At 42.0% G+C, this 18,105-nt stretch carries 19 protein-coding genes and 2 pseudogenes; 9 read left to right on the top strand and 12 right to left on the bottom strand.

Annotation, left to right across the window (positions count from 1 at the left end; translation table 11 throughout):
• Positions 1 to 82: 82 nt before the first annotated feature.
• The 6 genes from H9653_RS10080 to H9653_RS10055 form a co-directional block, all read right to left on the bottom strand.
• Positions 83 to 964, bottom strand: a complete 882-nt coding sequence (locus tag H9653_RS10080) for an IS982 family transposase (RefSeq protein WP_191692267.1) — start codon at positions 962 to 964, stop codon at positions 83 to 85.
• Positions 965 to 1,066: 102 nt separating this feature from the next.
• Positions 1,067 to 1,459, bottom strand: coding sequence for a hypothetical protein (locus H9653_RS10075; RefSeq protein ID WP_102076308.1), 393 nt, complete (start codon positions 1,457 to 1,459; stop codon positions 1,067 to 1,069).
• Between the two features lie 225 nt (positions 1,460 to 1,684).
• Positions 1,685 to 1,852 (bottom strand): hypothetical protein, encoded by a 168-nt coding sequence (locus H9653_RS10070; RefSeq protein WP_180952491.1) that lies wholly within the window; start codon positions 1,850 to 1,852, stop codon positions 1,685 to 1,687.
• A gap of 253 nt (positions 1,853 to 2,105) precedes the next feature.
• Positions 2,106 to 2,444 carry a hypothetical protein gene (locus tag H9653_RS10065; RefSeq protein WP_225211716.1) on the bottom strand — a complete coding sequence of 113 codons (339 nt, stop codon included), beginning with the start codon at positions 2,442 to 2,444 and terminating at the stop codon, positions 2,106 to 2,108.
• A gap of 81 nt (positions 2,445 to 2,525) precedes the next feature.
• A complete protein-coding gene (locus tag H9653_RS10060; protein WP_191692266.1) occupies positions 2,526 to 3,119 on the bottom strand; it encodes a hypothetical protein in 594 nt (197 codons plus the stop codon).
• Positions 3,120 to 3,164: 45 nt separating this feature from the next.
• Entirely contained in the window at positions 3,165 to 3,362 is a 198-nt protein-coding gene (locus tag H9653_RS10055) for a RusA family crossover junction endodeoxyribonuclease (RefSeq protein ID WP_145989792.1), read from the bottom strand.
• Positions 3,363 to 3,397: 35 nt separating this feature from the next.
• Here H9653_RS10055 and H9653_RS10050 point away from each other — a divergent pair, with 35 nt between their 5' ends.
• From H9653_RS10050 to H9653_RS10010, 9 genes and pseudogenes are all read left to right on the top strand, one after another.
• Positions 3,398 to 3,709: a transposase gene (locus H9653_RS10050; RefSeq protein ID WP_191692265.1), complete on the top strand. Its 312-nt coding sequence runs from the start codon at positions 3,398 to 3,400 to the stop codon at positions 3,707 to 3,709.
• Positions 3,710 to 3,798: 89 nt separating this feature from the next.
• Positions 3,799 to 3,969: pseudogene (locus H9653_RS12720) on the top strand (transposase); the annotation flags it as partial.
• A gap of 103 nt (positions 3,970 to 4,072) precedes the next feature.
• A pseudogene (locus tag H9653_RS10040) lies at positions 4,073 to 4,588 on the top strand (IS3 family transposase); the annotation flags it as partial.
• 461 nt (positions 4,589 to 5,049) lie between these two features.
• Complete coding sequence (locus H9653_RS10035; protein WP_191692263.1) at positions 5,050 to 6,219, top strand: siderophore-interacting protein; 1,170 nt, start codon at positions 5,050 to 5,052, stop codon at positions 6,217 to 6,219.
• Between the two features lie 89 nt (positions 6,220 to 6,308).
• A complete protein-coding gene (locus H9653_RS10030; RefSeq protein WP_191692262.1) occupies positions 6,309 to 7,073 on the top strand; it encodes an ABC transporter ATP-binding protein in 765 nt (254 codons plus the stop codon).
• Positions 7,070 to 8,035 (top strand): ABC transporter substrate-binding protein, encoded by a 966-nt coding sequence (locus tag H9653_RS10025; RefSeq protein ID WP_191692261.1) that lies wholly within the window; start codon positions 7,070 to 7,072, stop codon positions 8,033 to 8,035. Before H9653_RS10030 ends, H9653_RS10025 begins: the two co-directional genes overlap by 4 nt.
• On the top strand, positions 8,032 to 10,005 hold the full coding sequence (gene fhuB / locus H9653_RS10020; RefSeq protein ID WP_191692260.1) for a Fe(3+)-hydroxamate ABC transporter permease FhuB: 1,974 nt from the start codon (positions 8,032 to 8,034) through the stop codon (positions 10,003 to 10,005). The genes H9653_RS10025 and fhuB overlap by 4 nt, the downstream gene beginning before the upstream one ends.
• A 5-nt stretch (positions 10,006 to 10,010) precedes the next feature.
• Positions 10,011 to 10,334, top strand: a complete 324-nt coding sequence (locus H9653_RS10015; RefSeq protein WP_225211715.1) for a TonB-dependent receptor domain-containing protein — start codon at positions 10,011 to 10,013, stop codon at positions 10,332 to 10,334.
• A gap of 153 nt (positions 10,335 to 10,487) precedes the next feature.
• Positions 10,488 to 12,200, top strand: a complete 1,713-nt coding sequence (locus H9653_RS10010) for a multidrug ABC transporter permease/ATP-binding protein (protein WP_191692259.1) — start codon at positions 10,488 to 10,490, stop codon at positions 12,198 to 12,200.
• A 124-nt stretch (positions 12,201 to 12,324) separates the two neighbouring features.
• Here the strand turns inward: H9653_RS10010 and H9653_RS10005 are convergent, their stop codons facing one another.
• The 6 genes from H9653_RS10005 to H9653_RS12550 form a co-directional block, all read right to left on the bottom strand.
• Complete coding sequence (locus H9653_RS10005; RefSeq protein WP_191692258.1) at positions 12,325 to 12,618, bottom strand: DUF3325 family protein; 294 nt, start codon at positions 12,616 to 12,618, stop codon at positions 12,325 to 12,327.
• 1 nt (position 12,619) lies between these two features.
• Positions 12,620 to 14,326 (bottom strand): PepSY-associated TM helix domain-containing protein, encoded by a 1,707-nt coding sequence (locus tag H9653_RS10000; protein WP_191692257.1) that lies wholly within the window; start codon positions 14,324 to 14,326, stop codon positions 12,620 to 12,622.
• A gap of 26 nt (positions 14,327 to 14,352) precedes the next feature.
• A complete protein-coding gene (locus H9653_RS09995) occupies positions 14,353 to 14,643 on the bottom strand; it encodes a DUF3649 domain-containing protein (protein ID WP_191692256.1) in 291 nt (96 codons plus the stop codon).
• 60 nt (positions 14,644 to 14,703) lie between these two features.
• Positions 14,704 to 16,983 (bottom strand): TonB-dependent siderophore receptor, encoded by a 2,280-nt coding sequence (locus H9653_RS09990; protein WP_191692255.1) that lies wholly within the window; start codon positions 16,981 to 16,983, stop codon positions 14,704 to 14,706.
• A gap of 337 nt (positions 16,984 to 17,320) precedes the next feature.
• On the bottom strand, positions 17,321 to 17,758 hold the full coding sequence (locus tag H9653_RS12555; RefSeq protein WP_225211714.1) for a PepSY domain-containing protein: 438 nt from the start codon (positions 17,756 to 17,758) through the stop codon (positions 17,321 to 17,323).
• Between the two features lie 53 nt (positions 17,759 to 17,811).
• Positions 17,812 to 17,994, bottom strand: a complete 183-nt coding sequence (locus H9653_RS12550; protein ID WP_225211713.1) for a hypothetical protein — start codon at positions 17,992 to 17,994, stop codon at positions 17,812 to 17,814.
• Between the last annotated feature and the right edge of the window lie 111 nt (positions 17,995 to 18,105).

Raw genomic sequence — 18,105 nt, 5'->3', positions numbered from 1 at the left:
ATATTATAGATATAATCTATCTATTATAGTAATAAATAGGTAGGTTTGTATATGTTTTATTTAACTGTTTGCAACCCCACTCTCAACTTGAAATAAGCAATTCAAACTGAAGAGGCGGATTACCAAGTTTTTTGTTGAGTACAAAGCACAGATTGTGTGAAAGAATCTTACGAATCAATCGATGAGACAAATGCCATAAATCTCTTGCTCGTACCCTTTGTATATTAAATCGTTCTGATAACTGACCAATGACTGTTTCAACGATACGGCGGGCTTTCATTAGCCGCCTTACCACAGGTTTGGGTCTATCCTCTTTCATGTTGGCTCTGAGTGGCGTTTGTAAATCTACTCCTTGAGCGTCGTAGTACGATGTCAGACTCGGGCTGATATACCCTTTATCAGCGCCAAGTAGCCCATGAATATGAGTGGTGATTTCTGGGGCAACCGCTCTTTCATCAACATTGGCAGGAGAAAAGGTAAAGCCTTTAATCATGCCCGATAAGTTAACAAGCAAATGGCCTTCAAAGCCATAGTATCTCTCTTGCTTAGCCGCACAGTAGCTAAAAGCCGCTAAGTCTTGATAATTCTTATGCCGATAAGCGCGTCCATAATGACAGACGGGTATCGGAAAACCATCCATAAAATGGATGTTGTTACGGCCCTCAAGTTCACTGACTTTATCTTGTATCTGCTGTTTGACTTGCCACAGATTGGCGCAGTGCTTTGCGAAGTTAGGGTATGAGCCGATGGCTGGAAACCAGTCTTGCCAATGCTGGGTAAAGTATTGCCAAATTTGTTTGTCTTGATCTAGGTGTAAAAATTCACCGACCATCTCCATGCAAATAACCTCAGGATCACTTAGCTTTGGCGCGTAACCTGCACTTCGCAAGGGTTTGGTGACGACTATTTTGTAATATTGCTCTACCATTAAATAGATATTGATGATAAATTCGTCTATGGGCATCTCACAACTCCATTGTATTCTTGGTCGAAAACAATAGATTAGTGAGGTGCTCTTCTTTTTTCAATCACTTTCGAAGTTGAGAGTGGGGTATATTACTATCTATCAGTAAGAATATTCGCTTGCATCTAGCTGGCTTTCAAGATTTTGTATTGAACTGTCCACATCATTAAGTTGAGACTTCAATTGGCTAGCCTCACTATCTAAGTCAGACGCTAAATCGTCAAGTTCTGATTGTGATTGAATAAAGCTGAATTGATAATACATTCCACTAATATTGTCAGCTGTCTGATGAGCATTGTACATTTCACTTTGAAGATTTTCGATTTCAGCTTTGCTATTTTCTATAATCAACTTATATTCTTCGATAGCAGCGTAAGCATCATCTAATGCAATCTCGTTTGATTCTTCGGCTGATTTCAGACTGCTTGAATAAGACCAAACAAAAAATAAAACTAAAACCCCAATTATACCAATGCTAACTTTTTTATAGTTCACTTCGTTCTCTCAAATACAAACAAAAGTAAATTATAACAACATATTATCGGGTGTAGCTATATAACTTATAAAAAACCGCCCAAACCATTCAAGGAAGGAAAACTGATTAATTTAACATAATGAAGACGGCAGGATTTGAACCTGTGACGTTAGAATTATGAGTCCTGTCCTCTGACCACTACACCCCCAGTGTATTGCGCTACCATCTGCGCTATGGGCCCGTAATTAATTACAAAACTCAATCTTATCTACAAAACCTTGAGCACCTTCCACGCCTCTATTTGCTCGGTCCTTAAGAAACTGCAGCCAATAATCTTTGTCGCACGACTCGGTTACCTCTTGATAATAATCATAGGCCTCTTGGTTGGTTAGATCGCACATATCAGCTTCCATGCTAAATCGTAGACATAAAAAAGCCCGATATGGAAAATCACATATCGGGTACAAAAACGTAGGCAATAAAAAAACGAAAGAACCGGAGAGTTATCTTTCGTTCAAGACATTCATATTTAAATCAATTTACAATTACTGCCATTGTAGAAAATATAACACTACAGTGCGGCATGGGTCAAGTCATATAATAATACCTAGACAAGCCTGCTCTTCCTTGCTTTATTTTTTAAATTTTATTAAGTGGATTAGTACCCTACATCATCATTTCTTCACTAATAGAGTCTCCTTCGTGCAAAGCATTAAAAAGCTTTACCTCTGCAACCTTTATTAATGCCTCTCGCTTAGCATAGGTGTAATTTTGAGTAGCATTCGAGTCAAACAAAAGATCTTCGCTGTTCTGTTTTTGCCATTCAACAATACTTTGTAAAAGCTCAGCGCAATAAGCCTCTCGAGCTTCATCAAATAATGGCGTGTCAATGGTAGGAGCATCACCAATATCATCTGCGACCGTAGTGATTGCTAACATCATAATGGCATCAAAACTTTGTGGGCTAACTTGTATGTCTTTTTCCTGTTTTATATCTAACATCATCTTACCTGCTATTTTCTAATCAAGAATTTGTATGACGCTATACTAGATTCTTAATGTTACAGACTAATGACATCATCATAATTACATGCTTTCAACCAGCTCACAGCTTATTGCTAGGTTAGATCTATACTTGGCAATATCATTATTAATACAGTGGACCAACTCTTCTAGGTCATTTAGCATCTGGCGTTGGTAGCATAAGAAATAATTACTGTAAGTTCTGTCATTCATTTTTATCCCACTAAACAACAATCGTCCTTCAACCGTGTAGATAGTCCACAAATCATATAGCTCAAAATGCAATGTCATACGTGCTACAAGCGACGATAACTCCTTTAAGGTTTGCTTACCGCCCCTAGGTGCTTCACGGCCATCTACGACGCATCTATCGAACATCTTAAGCGCAAGATACTCTACGACCATATCAAAGCACTCTGACCAGTCCCATAATTCGTTATCACCCCATACCAACAAAGACGCCAGCGCTTTAGCGTGACGACTCTCAATCAATGCAATAGCAGCTGCCTTATCCTCCCAGTTCACTTCAGGAGGCAATCCACCTTGGCCAATATCAAACTGAACGGTCTTGGCACCCATGCCCTGCTTTAACCATTCACCGCTGAGTAATTCTAAGCGTGGACTGGTGCCGAATCTTTTAGCTAGTAAGTTGGTCATTTTGAGTCCTCAATTTAATTAATCAATATACTTTTTTATACCGCGTTATTTCGCCAACTGTCGTCTGTCATCAATCTCACATAAGACGATATCAACACGGCCACCGGGGACGATCTCTTTGCCTCGGTACGTGTGTATCTCATCGACCTGGCTATCATTTTTTATAAACTGAGCTTCTTCCAAGGCGTCCAGTATCAGCTTATTGCGATTATTGTAGTGGCATAATAAACTTGGACAGCGCATAAGAGGTTTATACTAACCCAAAGAAGGAAAATAGTATGACCACCAAACGCAACCAATATACCCGAGAATTCAAATTAGAAGCCATCAGCTTAGTTGTTGACCACAAACGTAAAATACCTGACGTGGCCAATTCTTTAGGAATAGGTAAATCCACTCTACAGAAATGGCTGAGTCAGTACCGTCAAGAAATGACTGGCCAAGCACCTAAAGTCGGCAACGCCTTAACGGATGAGCAGCGCGAGCTTCAAGAATTGCGCAAACAAGTTAAGCGGCTGACTATGGAGCGTGACATCTTAAAAAAGGCTTCCGCTCTGCTAGCCTTGGACAGCCTGAACGGCTATCGCTAATCAGTCAGCTTGCAGAGCAAGACAAGCATGTTAATAAAAGTCTTCTGTGCAAACTGTTTGGCGTGATAAAAAGCAGTTACTACTATGGCATGCAGCCCAAGCCCATCAGTCTTGAAACCGTCAAGCACAAGGTATTAATTCGTCAAATATTTAACGACTCAAAGCGTTCAGCAGGCGCTCGCAGCATTGCCGCCATAATAATGAATGAACACAACATCAAGCTATCACGATATATGGTAGGTAAACTTATGGCGCAGATGAGGCTTAAAAGCTGTCAATTGAAGACGCACAAATACAAGCACGCTGACGAGGCGCATAAAACGCATGACAATATCCTAGCTCGCAACTTTAGCCCAACAGCGCCCAATCCAAGTCTGGACGGGGGATGTGACTTACATTCGTATCAAGGGTGGCTGGTGCTACCTAGCCGTTGTTTTAGATTTATATGCTCGGCGTGTGGTGGGCTTTGCTGTATCAGGTTCCCCTGATAGCGTGCTGACCGCTAAAGCCCTACAGATGGCGTATCACACTAGGCTCAAACCCAGTGGCGTGCTGTTTCATTCCGATCAGGGAACCCATTCCACCAGTAAGACATTTGCTGAATCCGTTGCCAGTTGTGAGGGCATGACGCAAAGTATGAGCCGTCGCGGAAACTGTTGGGATAATGCCCCAACCGAACGATTCTTTAGAAGCTTTAAAACAGAATGGATGCCCAAGGGCGGCTATGAAGATATTACTGAAGCTAAAAGCGCCATTATTGATTATATCTGGGGCTACTATCAAATCGTGAGACCGCACAGTTTTAATGATTATTTAACACCGCTAGAAAAAGAGAAACGCTACTTTAACCAAAACCTCTTATCAGATGTCCTAAATTAGTTGACCACTACATTCTTACTTTCTTGGTCATAGTAAACTCCTGTTAATACGCTTAGTTTACCAAGTTTATCTCTACGGTTTCTTCATCATAGCTCAGCTTATAAAGTGTTGAAATGCAATGGCTTAATAACTGATGAGTAGGATGAGGAATCCTTCTACTTTTTAGCATAAACTTTATCCATTACAAATAAAATCACAACTTCCTATTTATAAATACATTGACAGTCAGCCTTATTAACGTAATAATAATCTAGATGTTAATGGTTATCAATAACGCTTAGGTGTTTTTAATTCATATCATCGATTACTAATTCTATCGCCTTGCTTGACTCGCAATACTTATTGATTAAACCTTTGTTATTTTTATCTCTATTCTCCGCTACCTTATATTTTCAGATGCCATTTACTTGACGGTTATATGAATGAACCGCTATGTGATTTTTTGGCTTGGATGACCCTTTATGGCTGAAACGCTTACTCGTTATGACACCGATAAAACCCCATTAGCAATCGCTGATAAAGCCATGTTTATTCACCATCTTAATGAAGAGCATCAAGATGAACTTGCGATGTTTATCAATGCCTTTACCCCTGCCTCAGTCGGCGAGTACGATATAGTATCGATAAAAGAGCTGTATCCCGACGGCCTTTTGCTAGATGTTATGACAATGAATCGGTATCAAAATAACTCTAATGCGTTAAAATATAGCAGTTCTACCGATAACAGCCTCGCTGAAAACCTTTCTAGTGTTAATCATCAATACTTTATCAACTTTTTTGTGCCTATTAGTAACGCTGAGACACTACATGAGCAATATATAGCGTTATTGCAGGCATCCGCTACTAAGCTTGGTAAGCGTACGATCAAACTTCAAGAACAGTACTTTAGCGTGATTGATGGTTATTATGTCAGTCCTAATATGTATCGACTGGTGGTCACAGCACCCGAAAATATCCCACTCAATCATCCAGGCTACGCGTATTTATTTGAGTTAAATGCTGAAATTTTATCTACCATAAATGGTGAGTCAGAAAATAACGATAAACCTTTACAGCGCTACTACACCCTGCGAAAAGCATGGCGAGATCCAATCCGCTCGTCTGTTCAAGCTTGGATAGATGTTTATATCCATGGCGACACGCCAGGTGGTAATTGGGCACGCTCTCTCGTCTGCGGCATGCCAATAAAAACGGTGCGCGACTATCCAGAAAAAATAGAACACCTCAGTGAGGGACAATGCTTATTAATTTGCGATGAAACCTCTCTACCTACCGTCGCCAATCTATTAGAAAGCTGGCAAAATCCGTTACCACCCCTTGTCATTGCTATCACTGAAGATCCAAAAGATATCAGTTATTTACACACTCTCAATCTCTGTCAGCACTTAGGTCATGATGAGCGTTTTCTACAAGAGAATCTACTTCATATCATTAAGACACCAACAACCGAAATTCCTGAACAAATCATGAGCTTATTACATGCAAGATCAATAACATTGCCTCTTAGGATTGGCAAGGTATGGGGCGCGCTTGAAGCGGCAGACATCAAGTCATTAAGACAACAATTAAAGGTAACTCTTGGTTTATCTCGTCAAGATATGGTCATAAAAGTCTATTGGCGCGCTCAATAACTGCTTCAATTCCATAAATAAAATGAAAATCATTTGCATTAACCAGCTACTTTTCTTTAAAATGCCCCATTTACTTTCGACTGCTCACTATGATGCACATCAATAATTTAAGCCTAATTCGTCAAAAAAAAGTTTTGCTTCACCCGACTTCTTTTATCATCGAACCAAATAAACTGTATGCCCTCATTGGGCATAATGGTTCTGGTAAATCTAGCCTTATAAAAGCCATGGCAGGAGAAATGACGCCCACGCAAGGTGGCATTGAAATAGAACGTCAAGATTTGCGTAGCTTTTCCGCTAAAAGACTGGCCACGCATCTTGCCTATTTACCGCAAAACCTACCTGATGCGGGCGCTTTTACGGTCTATGAACTTGTGATGTTGGGTAGATACCCTCATCAAAAATGGCTGCAAAAGCCGACTGCCGACGACCGTCAACAAGTAGAAAAAGCCATCGCCCTCACTCAAGTTGACGCCTTTAGAGATCGCCAAGTATCGACGTTGTCAGGTGGTGAGCGTGCACGCGTCTGGCTGGCGATGTGCCTTGCCCAGCAAACAAAGTATCTTCTATTGGATGAGCCACTAGCGGCGCTGGATGTGGTCTATCAAATAGAAGTGTTAAAACTGATTCGTCAATTGGTCGATGAGCAAGGCTTAGGTGTTGTGATTATCCTGCACGACCTAAATCTAGCAGCAAGGTTTTGTGATGAATTTATCGCTTTAAAACAAGGCAAGTTGTGCCATATGAGTGATGTAAAACGCACAATGGAAAAGGATGTACTGCGCTCGATATTTGGTGTCGATTTTACCCTACTAACCCATCCTACCACTACTCATAAAGTCGCAGTTATATGAAAGCGCTCACCTTTTCGTTCGGGCTATGTGTGGCATTATGCTCAAGTTTATTGTTAAGCAGTTGCCAGTCGTCTGACGCTACATCACAAGCGCCACAAGCAATGTCGCCTCAAGAAAGTCAAAAAACACCTAAAGTCATGACGCCTGATTGGGGTATTGCGGCGACGCTGACTGCCATGGGATACCCACCAGTTGCTATGGGTGATAAACCTTTCTATAGAGAATGGGTCGGTAAGCCTCTTATACCTGATACGACTCTCGACGTAGGAACACGCTATCAGCCCAACCCTGAAATGTTCTCTCAGTTAGATTTGGATTTGGTCATAGACAACGATTTTTATGCGCACCTGCGTCCTATGTACGGCGATTTGCCTATCCACTCTATTGAATTGACCAGTCCTAACAAAATTGCAAAGTGGGAGGACTTTATAGAACCAACGTTAGAATTGGGCCGATCTATCAATAAACCGCAAGCCGCGCAAGATTATTTAGACACCAGTAAGAAACAAATCTTACAAGCGGGACAGACTTTTCATGCGCGTTATCCTCATGTCAAAAAATTGGCTGTGGTGCAATTTGCCGACACCAATAATTTGCGTATGTTTTCGTATAATAGCTTGTTTCAACCTGCTTTAGAGACGATGGGACTACAGCTAGTGGCATTGGCAGATGGCAATCAATGGGGGTTTACGCCCATTATTCTAGGAGACTTAGCGCAGCTTGATGACGATACTTGCCTTGTGGTCGTTGAACCTCTTAGTGACCTTCTCAAACTTGAATTAGAAGACAGCTTAGTGTGGCAGCGCTTGGGTTATTCCTTTGATCAAGAGCATGCATCTAGCAAAAAAGGCCGTTGTATCACCTTACTGCCTGCGACATGGAACAATAGTGGCGTGGCTTCTATGAATGTCTTGGCCGATCGCTTAACGAATGTCACTTTTGTAGGCAATACCGATTTATGATGAATAAAAATAATTTTTTGTCTGCTAACCGTATTTATATGATGGTCGTTTTCTTAATGCTGCTAGCAGTAGTGAGCGGTTATGCAGTCGTACATCAGCTATGGTCTCTCACTTTTTTAGAATTGTTCACCCCCTCTTTTGACCTATCACTTTCGGACATGAGTATCCAGCTACAAATCCTACCGACTATGTTGGTAGCATTGACCGCTGGTGGTCTTTTAGGATTGGTCAGTGTGTTATTACAACAGCTGGTAAAAAACACATTGGCCTCAGACACGACACTAGCAGTCGGTAGCGGTGCAAATATGGCGCTGCTCATTGTCACGTTATTTCTGCCTAGTTTGGCATTAGGGGGAAGTTTTTGGGTCGCTTTTATGGGCGCGCTTGGCAGTATGGCGATTGTTTTTCTTCTAGCTGCGCCTAGTCGCATGAATCCTCTGGTATTGGTGCTTGGCGGACTGGTAACTAATATTTTATTGGGTGCTATTACTGCTTTATTATTGATTTATTATGCTGAAGAAACCTTAAACGTTATGGTGTGGGCGGCGGGTAGTCTCACACAGAACAACTGGCAAGTATCTGCCGTATTAAGCATCGCTAGTGTGGTCGCCTTTATTAGCTTAATGCCTTTATTAAAACCATTAGAAATAATGAGCTTAGATGATAGGCAAGCCAAAAGCTTGGGCGTTCCTATCAACCTCATTCGTGGTTTGGTAGTGGGATTGGTGGCACTACTGACCGCCCTTGTCGTCAGTCGCGTGGGGCCTATTGGTTTTATTGGCTTAGGGGCTGCTACACTGGTGAATGTGTTTTCAGTAAGGCGTATTGGTTACCGTTTGCTATTAGGTTATGTATTTGGAGCATTGTTGTTATGGATCACCAGTAATGCTACGACGCTGTTACAACATTATTTAAGCCTAAATATCCCCGCTGATGCAATGACGGCCATTCTTGGTGCGCCATTGGTGATATGGTTAATTGTGAGCCAAAGTCGTCAACATACCGATGAGGTTATTCCAACCTTGATTTCAGAACGCCGTGACACTCATTTAATAGGTTGGGGAATCGCCTTAATACTGTTGATCATAGGCGTACTTATCTTTACGGCGACTTCAAATGGCTGGCAGCTTAGTACGCTAAGACATTTAATTATTGACTTTAGATTGCCTCGCACGTTAAGCGCAGCCGCCACTGGCGTAATGCTAGCCACTGCTGGCGTGCTGCTACAAACCTTGACTCGCAATCCTATGGCTAGCCCTGAAGTACTCGGTATTAGCTCAGGCTCAGCAATAGGCGTGGTATTGGCCTTTGTTTTCCTACCCAGTTTTGGCTATACAGGTATTATATTATCAGGATTGTTGGGCGCTTTTATCGTCCTTAGTTTGATCTTATGGCTTGCCCGTCGAATCAATCCAGCTTATTTATTATTGGTTGGTGTGGCCATTGCCGCATTGATGGGCGGTTTATTAAGCCTGGTAAAAATATCTGGCGATCAACGCTTACAAGCGGTGTTAAGTTGGCTATCAGGTTCTACGTACCTTGCCAGTCCAGAAACGGCATGGATTTTAGTAGGGTTGGCTTTTATACTTTTCCTATTAAGCTTTATGGTCATCAAACCATTAGAAATATTGAGCCTAGGTAGCGGGATTGCCCGTGAGCTTGGGGTATCTTTGAGATTGTATCAAAGCTTGATACTCATTCTTGTAGCATTACTGAGTACGATATCAACGTTGGCAGTGGGTCCCCTCAGTTTTGTGGGTCTGATGATTCCTCACCTTGCCAGCACATTAGGCGCGGTGAAGCTCAAACGTCAAATTCAACTGTCCGCTATCTTAGGCGCCGGCTTAATGGTCATAGCAGACTGGGTTGGACGCTATCTCATATTTCCCTATGAGATTCCTGCTGGCACCATCGCTGCCATTATTGGCGGGGCTTATTTTCTATATTTGATGCGGCGTATTAGAGCGTAACCTATATGGTTAATACTTCAATAACGACACGACAACATTATCGCTATTTTGCGGCACTCGAAGGATTAACCTTAACAGGTGACATCATTCATACAGGCCCTCGTTATGCCGATAATGCCAATACCTTAAAGGTTGACGGTTATACCACGTTAGATCTTGGAGCTCGCTATAAAACCGTACTGGCCGGACAAAATGTTACCTTAAAAGGCATGGTAACCAATGTCACGGGCGAAGATTATTGGCAGTCAGTCGGTGGCTATACAGATGCTGGTTATTTAAATGCCGGTGAACCCACGGCATTAAAAGTATCAGCGACGTTTGACTTTTAAATTTAAACGCTAAGCTTGGCCAATGAGACTACTATACTGATTAAATTATCGTTATAGAATCATTACCAGAGTTAAATAAAAGGGGTTAGGCGCCACCTACTCCCTTTTGTGCTATCTAAAAATACGCAAAATTCATTTTACTATTGAGTCCTTATGTCCTCTCGCGCTACAGCCTCTCTATATCATATGATCTGGTCGCATTATCGCCTGCCTTTTCTCAAAGTTATCTTATTAAATTTAGTCAATGCGGCGGTCAGTGTGGGTATTATTGCTTATATTAACCACACGTTTATCAGTCGGCCTGTTTTTAATACCTTGTCATGGCAGAGCTTAGGCTATTTTTCAGCGTTAGTGGTTCTGCTATTGGTCACGACTTTTTTATCACAATATGCCCTAACCCGCTTGGGTCATAGATTTGTGTATGAGCTCAGAACCAAGCTGGTCAAACAAATCATCGATACCAACGTTCCGCAGATTGACAAGTTAGGAAACGCCCAACTACTCGCCAGCTTGTCTACCGATATCCAATCGATTACCGTCGCCTTTGTCCGTATGCCAGAGTTGGTTCAAGGGGTAATTTTATCTAGCGGAGTCGCTTTATATTTGGGTTGGTTGTCATTGCCACTATTGCTGATCATCATGGTTTGGATTGTAATGACGATTTGGATAAGCACCATTTTGGTGAAGCACGTTTATAAGCATTTAACAGAATTAAGGGAGATTAATGATCTTTTGTATCAAGATTATCAATCTATTATCGAAGGGCGAAAAGAGCTTGCACTTAATCAGCACCGCGCGCAAAAACTGTATACCAATGATTTTTTGAGTCACGCCCAGTCCTATAAAGAGCGCGTTATTAAAGCAGATACCTTTCACTTATCAGCAGTGAATTGGTCGAACATTATGATGTTTGCAGCGATTGGCGTCGTCTTTGCGGTCTCAAACTATCTTAATATACCCATGAGCGTTGCCACCACTTTTTCTTTGACCATTCTATTTATGCAATCGCCGCTACTACAAGCCGTTGGCGCTTATCCCACTTTACAAACGGCGCAAGTCGCGTTAGATAAAATACAGACGTTGGCACTTGCTGATTATCAGCCAGCGTTTTCAACCAATATCGCAGCAAATGACTGGCAGACCATCTCACTGAACAATGTGAGCTATCGCTATCAAGGTATAAACCACCATACACAAGAAGCTGTGACTAAAAATGAGTCGCTTACTGATGACATTTTAAAAAACGTCAATCTCACCTTGAGGCGCGGCGAACTGGTATTTTTGATAGGGTCTAATGGCAGCGGTAAGTCAACCCTTGCAAAAGTCATTACTGGTATTTTTACACCTACGACAGGCGCTGTAAAAGTAGACCAGCAGACGATTGACTCGGAAAATAATACCAATTATCGGCAGCTATTTTCTGCTATTTTTAGCGATCAACATCTTTTTAAACAACTCATTGGCAGCCAAGACAATGACCCTGATATGTCTTTAGTGACCGAGTGGCTGCATAAATTAAATTTGCAAGATAAAGTGACAGTAACTGACCATCGTCTGTCTACCGACAAGCTGTCACAAGGACAACGCAAACGCTTGGCCATGCTGCTCGCTGTCGCCGAACAAAAAGACTTTCTGCTGCTCGATGAATGGGCCGCTGACCAAGACCCTGCTTTTCGCCGAGTATTTTATCAAACGCTGATTCCTGAATTAAGCGCTATGGGCAAAACGCTGTTTATTATCAGTCATGATGACAGTTATTTTGAGCATGCTGACCGCTTGCTGATGATGAAAGAAGGAAGGCTTACTGAGTTAAATGCAGAAGAACGCCAACGTGCTAGTGCGGATGCCATCGCTATGTTAGAGTAATTGCTTAGCTAGAACAATTGCTAATAAGTCGTACTATTAAAATGTTTAATATCAAAGCATACTGTAAGCGGGGAAATTTTATAGCAGCATTTTATTTTGAATTTAGCGCTTTTATATAAACTGACTAGGCCAATTTTTCATAAACAACCATGCTCAAATATACAACTCCTGCTGCTACGATTAAGCTGGCAAACCAGACGACGATAAAGTAACCAGTAGGAGGTGCAAAAAAAGGGAAAATGAAACCTATCAATAGCAGTAGCAACCCCAGCCATCGTAACCATTGCTGTTTAGTGATATATCGTTTCTGCTCATAATGATGAAACTTATCCCTATGTCTTTTACTGGTCATCATTAATGCCATCATACCTAGCAGATTAAATGCCAATAGCAATCCAGATAACAGCGCGTTAGACATACTATACATTTTCCATCTGAAGCTTTGAACGACTAGGCGACTTTATTTTTTGCTGGTGAGATGCTTTCTTAAAACTGACCACATAAGTGATATAAGCAAACAGCAAGGCTAGAATAAAAAACATAACGTCAAAGCTGATGAATAGCACATCGACGCTCAAGATACTGTGAAGCAATCCGCGCTCGGTAGTTAGGCCGTTGAGTAGCGGTGTGAATAAAAGCAACAGAGTGACCAATGTTAATAATAGACGCCACGCCTGGCGACTAGACAGTAATAACGTCAGCAAGAAACCAAACGCCCAGATGATAAAAAATCCATCTACCTCCCACTTGCCTCGCCCTGTTAACTCTAACGGCAATAAACGATTGAGCCATAAAAAACCTATCATCGCTAAAGGTAATCCCGCCAGTGTGGCAATATTGAGCTTTTCTACTAACCAAAATCCCCAATCAGGCTTATCTATAGTTAATAATTGGCGGCGACGTTTAACCGTCCAAAGCACTAAGCCTGATGCAATCATACCGCAGCCCGCTGTACCACATAAAAAGTACAACCAACGCAGCCAATTATCAGCAAAGCGTCCTGCATGCAAACCTATCATGACCGCTTGTGTTTGCACAGCGAGCGGCGGCGGTCGACTGTCTTTGAGTACTTCCCCTGTTTGCCCATCATAAATACGAAACACCCCTAATGTCGATAATTGATGCTCGGCTTTACCGTCGATAATAATCATACTTTGGTCAGTATTGGGATGATTAATACTGACACTGGTCACGGTATAATTGGGGTTACGTTTTCGCCAATCAGATTGTGTCGTGGCAAGCAATGGAGCAATACTGGCCATAGGGGCAGCCTGTAACTGGGTTGCATCCGCTGCCCGATAAGAGTAAATTTCCTTAAAAAACTGCTCATTATCTACCCCAGACACCATGCCTGCCCACGGCATATACAAGGTTATCAAGGTAATGATGCCGGTAAAGGTAATCATCAAATGGAACGGTATTGGCAGCACAGAAAAAGCATTGTGCGCATCAAGCCACGAGCGTTGCCCCTTACCCCAACGAAAGGTAAAAAAATCCGTGAATATTTTTTTGTGGACAATAACGCCTGTGATAATAGCAATCAACATCATCATAGAAGCTATACCGACGATAATTCTGGCCCATATCACACTCATATAATGCAAATCAAAATGCATACGATAAAAGAAGTGACCCCCTACGGTATCTCTTGGTGTATATGCCATTTGGGTTTGCGTATCAAACTGGTATTTTAGCCTTTTGTCATCTGTAGTCACATTAATATGCAGACGTTGAGCAATATTATCGCTATCAATATCTTTAGCAATAAACCAGTTTTTGGCATGGGCATGGGCTTGGGTTTGCTGTAAGTGAGCGATTGCTATAGCAAAACTATCTGACTTGTCTTCTAGATACGTCAGATTTTGGTTGTGCGTAAATATTGAAGACGTGAATGGCGTTTGCTGAGAGCGTGCCGGAATTTCAGGTTGCATCCATGCCGTCAGCTCATTATTAAAATAACTGACTGTGCCCATCAGAAAAATGGTGAATAGCAACCAACCTAACAACAGGCCAAACCAAGTATGGACGTCAGACAAAATGACTCGATAGCCCTTCACTTTAGTTTTATTTTTTATCTGAATATTACTGATTGTGGCAGTTTGGATCTTAGTAGTGTCTGATGGCATAATAACAGCCTGATGGTAAGAAAACTCTAAATAGCGACATAATCAATCATCCCTAATAGCCCTGCAATACCGACGACCAGCGTCCATGCCAGCCATAAACGTCGCAAAGAAAATACTAAGACAAGAATGAGCGCGCATACAACAACGCTAGCAATTTGACCCCAATAGATGGCAGAAATCTCATCTATAGGTAAGGCCAAAAACGTCAAACTCGTAAGCACCGCGATGCCATAGCTACCAATAATCGCTAAAAAAATACGACTGAGGACTTTAAACTCAGGTAGATAAAAACCATGACTGCTACGGCGCTTACTCATGTGACTGCCTGCGTGTGAAAGTGAAAGGTCATGATCGGCATAAAAGTGAAAAGCGATCGATTAAAAGCGATAGGTTAATCTGCCGACTACATTCAAAGGCTCACCGTAAGTCAATTCACTAAAAGTGCTGCCCGCAAGATACTTTTGATTGAACAAATTATTCACATTAACCTGCGCTTCAAGATTGTCGTTAAAAGTATATCTTGCCATGATATTGGCAAGCGTCACGTCATCTTGACCGTACTTTTCAGATTGTTTCGTCACAGGGTTTTTGACAATACCATAGTATCCATTTGACCAGTCAACACCGCCGCCAATGGTTAAATTAGGAATGATATGAGCAAGATTATAAGTGGCAAACAGATTCAGTGTGGTATCAGCAAAGCCTGTATTGATGGTTTTGCCCTTGTTGTCTTCAGCATTGAAATGCGTATAACCAACACTCGCTTGCAGTTGGTCGCTGATTTGACCAGACACTTGTACTTCTACGCCCTGACTGGTGGCACCTTTTGCTCCGTAGTAGGCTTTCTCCAGATCGGTGCCGGGTATTATTTGACCGCCATCGAGTTGAGCAAGATTGTCCTGCTCGATTCTGAAAATACTCACTTGGCTTTGTAATGTGCCGTTATCTGACTCACTTTTTAGGCCGATTTCATAGTTTTTACCTTCGATAGGATCGAGGAATTTACCGTTTATATCACGCTGAGTTTGAGGTTTGAAGATATCACTGTAGCTGGTATAAAGACTGTGATTGTCATTAACCGCATAGGTAATCCCTGCGTACGGAGTCCAGATATGTTTGGCTTCCGTGTTGACGTTACGGCCATACTGCACACCTGAGCGTTCAAAATCAGACACACGCGTGCCTAAAATAACGGCTAAAGGATCCGATAGTTTGAGCTGAGTTGCTGCAAAAATAGCTTTTTCTTTGGTTGTGACATCAGAGCTGCGATTGCGCGCTCCCCATTCTGGTTCAGGATAACTGCCATCCCAGTCAGAAAAATCTGGGAGCGGCAATATACCATCAGGCGGTGACTTATAAGTAAAAGTATCAAGATCACTTTTGCTATAGGAGCCGCCTACGATGAGCTTATGCGTCTTTCCCAGCGCATCAAAATTACCGGTTAACTTGCTTTTGATATTGAACTGTTTGCGTTCGGTATCGGCATGAAATGGGTTTAGGTTAAAAATCAGTCCGGTATCAGGATTCACGACTTGGTCGCCATTGGCATACATATAAAGCAGCTTTGGACTACTGTCACTCTCGTTATAGCTGGCATTGGTGGTCAAGTTCCAATCGGCATTAAAATCATGGTCAATATCTGCAAAGTAATAGGTATTATCAGAATCCCAGTTTGTCCAATCTGCGCTGCCATTTTTACTGGTATCCCAATCCGCTTTTGAGCCATCACTTAGGTAGTTTGGCAAGCCGCCCCACATGGTTGATTTTGATTTATTGTGTTGACGGCTAGCACCCACACTGACTGTAGTGCTGTCGCCCAGGTCCGCATCTACTGTGGCATACACTAGACTTTGACCCAGTTCTTGACGGTCAACAAAGGTGTCACCATCTTGATAACTTGCCACCACTCGGCCTCGTACCGCACCGCTTTCGCTTAATGGCTGGCTACGGTCAACACTGAGACCATATTGCCCATAACGATCAACATTGGCGGATAGCTCTGTAGCAGGAACGCTACTATCAGCCCGCTTGCGTATCAAGTTGACATTGGCAGAAGGGTCGCCTGAGCCACTCATCAAACCAGTCGCGCCGCGTACGATTTCAACATGGTCAAACATCGCAGTATTGGCAGAGTATTCGCCCATGGCAGCTTGCTGGACAAAATCGGTATTTAAGCCGTCAATTTGGAAGCTATTGATAGCAAAGCCTCTTGATGAAAGACCATTACGCGCGCCATCAACGCTACTTACTTGGATAGCAGGCGTGCGTTTAAGCACATCTATTAGGGTGGTTGAGTTTTGATCTTTGATTTGCTGATTAGTAACCACACTGACCGCTTGCGGGGTTTCTTTGGCCGACAAGCCCATACCCGTGGCGCTACTGGTGACAGGCATTGTATAGCTGTCAGTATTTTCCGTGACCTGTTTATTGGTCTCTGCCATGACCACGATAGTTGGTAGCGTGGTACTTGGTTCTGACCTATTGTCGTCACGATTGATTTCGATATCTTCTTCACCGATTTGTTTTTGCTGCGGTATTTCAGCATGAATCATAGATGAGCTTACTGCCAACGAAGCAATGGCTGAAAGGTGCATGGTTTGCTTAACGAACCAACTTAAAGGGTTAGGTTTATGCTGTTTTCTATTTTGTGTAATCATAAACATCAATGGTATCTCAATGAAAGTGAGGAGGATTTGAGGGAAGGCAGTTATTCAAAGCAACAATGCTCACGATTACTTGTCAGCTTAATAAAACGCTATAAAAAATGAGCTATTTATTAAAGTATTGGTGAGTAAATATATGGTTTGTTACATTAGAGTTTGTACATGATAAAGATAATAATAATGATTATCAATACAGTATTGAAATATTTTTGATAGAAAGCACTATAAATAAAAATAGCACAGCAAAAAAGGCTACCTTCTAAAGGTCGCCTCAATTAAGCCCAGTATCTATCAGACGTTAACTATTACGGACTAAATTTAACAGTATTGATTACTTAAATAGCTTCTGTAAGAACTCGACACAGGAGAGCAGAAGGAGATCCAATAACGCAATAGCCAAAATCACAACGATTGCTGCTGGGAATATAATAGCCACCACAAGCAATGGAATGGCAAACGGCCACCATATAGAAAAATCTTGTTCACATGCTGGTGGATTTAGTCCAGTGATTTCGTTGGTATTACGAGGACGACGTTGCCACCACATGACATAACCGCTCACACAAATTGCAATCACAGATAAGCAAAACAGCACATTGGCTAAGACGCTCCATAATCCTAGCGTTCCCATATGAATAGCCGCACCCGCTGCCATAAATTTGCCGAAATCATTGTAATCCTCAAAGCGGATATCAGCCAATATCTTCCCCGAATAGCGGTCGATATGTACCGTACGGTCAGCCGTTGGACTTTTCATATCATAGCTCATAGAATCTTGCTAATCGTCCACACTTCTGTCGCGCCTTGTGGTAGATTCAGCTGCTAACACCCTTCAAAGCCAATCTCACGAGCAAACCTATCTACCGTAACAATCATAATGGGAATATTAGACGCGTTACCGTTCTCACCTTTGGTTGACCCTGACAGCAGCATTGGCGACAGTTCTAGCACCCAAGGTACCTCTTTGGTACTGCCCGTATTTAATGCACGACTGATGTATCTCATGTAAGTGTCGCCAATGACCACTTCTAATATGTCTATAATAACTCTTAGTTTAATTTTTTAATGATAATGATAATCATTAGTGTTATAATTATTTTCGTATTTAGCATCCAC

Source organism: Psychrobacter communis (assembly GCF_014836505.1).
Taxonomy (GTDB): domain Bacteria; phylum Pseudomonadota; class Gammaproteobacteria; order Pseudomonadales; family Moraxellaceae; genus Psychrobacter; species Psychrobacter faecalis.
This window is presented reverse-complemented; position numbering and strand designations above follow the sequence as displayed.

Coding starts and splice junctions, on each gene's coding strand:
- H9653_RS10080 (WP_191692267.1), bottom strand. CDS start 964: ATGCCCATAGACGAATTTATCATCAATATCTATTTAATGGTAGAGCAA.
- H9653_RS10070 (WP_180952491.1), bottom strand. CDS start 1,852: ATGGAAGCTGATATGTGCGATCTAACCAACCAAGAGGCCTATGATTAT.
- H9653_RS10065 (WP_225211716.1), bottom strand. CDS start 2,444: ATGATGTTAGATATAAAACAGGAAAAAGACATACAAGTTAGCCCACAA.
- H9653_RS10060 (WP_191692266.1), bottom strand. CDS start 3,119: ATGACCAACTTACTAGCTAAAAGATTCGGCACCAGTCCACGCTTAGAA.
- H9653_RS10055 (WP_145989792.1), bottom strand. CDS start 3,362: ATGCGCTGTCCAAGTTTATTATGCCACTACAATAATCGCAATAAGCTG.
- H9653_RS10050 (WP_191692265.1), top strand. CDS start 3,398: ATGACCACCAAACGCAACCAATATACCCGAGAATTCAAATTAGAAGCC.
- H9653_RS10035 (WP_191692263.1), top strand. CDS start 5,050: ATGGCTGAAACGCTTACTCGTTATGACACCGATAAAACCCCATTAGCA.
- H9653_RS10030 (WP_191692262.1), top strand. CDS start 6,309: ATGATGCACATCAATAATTTAAGCCTAATTCGTCAAAAAAAAGTTTTG.
- H9653_RS10025 (WP_191692261.1), top strand. CDS start 7,070: ATGAAAGCGCTCACCTTTTCGTTCGGGCTATGTGTGGCATTATGCTCA.
- fhuB (WP_191692260.1), top strand. CDS start 8,032: ATGATGAATAAAAATAATTTTTTGTCTGCTAACCGTATTTATATGATG.
- H9653_RS10015 (WP_225211715.1), top strand. CDS start 10,011: ATGGTTAATACTTCAATAACGACACGACAACATTATCGCTATTTTGCG.
- H9653_RS10010 (WP_191692259.1), top strand. CDS start 10,488: ATGTCCTCTCGCGCTACAGCCTCTCTATATCATATGATCTGGTCGCAT.
- H9653_RS10005 (WP_191692258.1), bottom strand. CDS start 12,618: ATGTCTAACGCGCTGTTATCTGGATTGCTATTGGCATTTAATCTGCTA.
- H9653_RS10000 (WP_191692257.1), bottom strand. CDS start 14,326: ATGCCATCAGACACTACTAAGATCCAAACTGCCACAATCAGTAATATT.
- H9653_RS09995 (WP_191692256.1), bottom strand. CDS start 14,643: ATGAGTAAGCGCCGTAGCAGTCATGGTTTTTATCTACCTGAGTTTAAA.
- H9653_RS09990 (WP_191692255.1), bottom strand. CDS start 16,983: ATGATTACACAAAATAGAAAACAGCATAAACCTAACCCTTTAAGTTGG.
- H9653_RS12555 (WP_225211714.1), bottom strand. CDS start 17,758: ATGAGCTATGATATGAAAAGTCCAACGGCTGACCGTACGGTACATATC.
- H9653_RS12550 (WP_225211713.1), bottom strand. CDS start 17,994: ATGAGATACATCAGTCGTGCATTAAATACGGGCAGTACCAAAGAGGTA.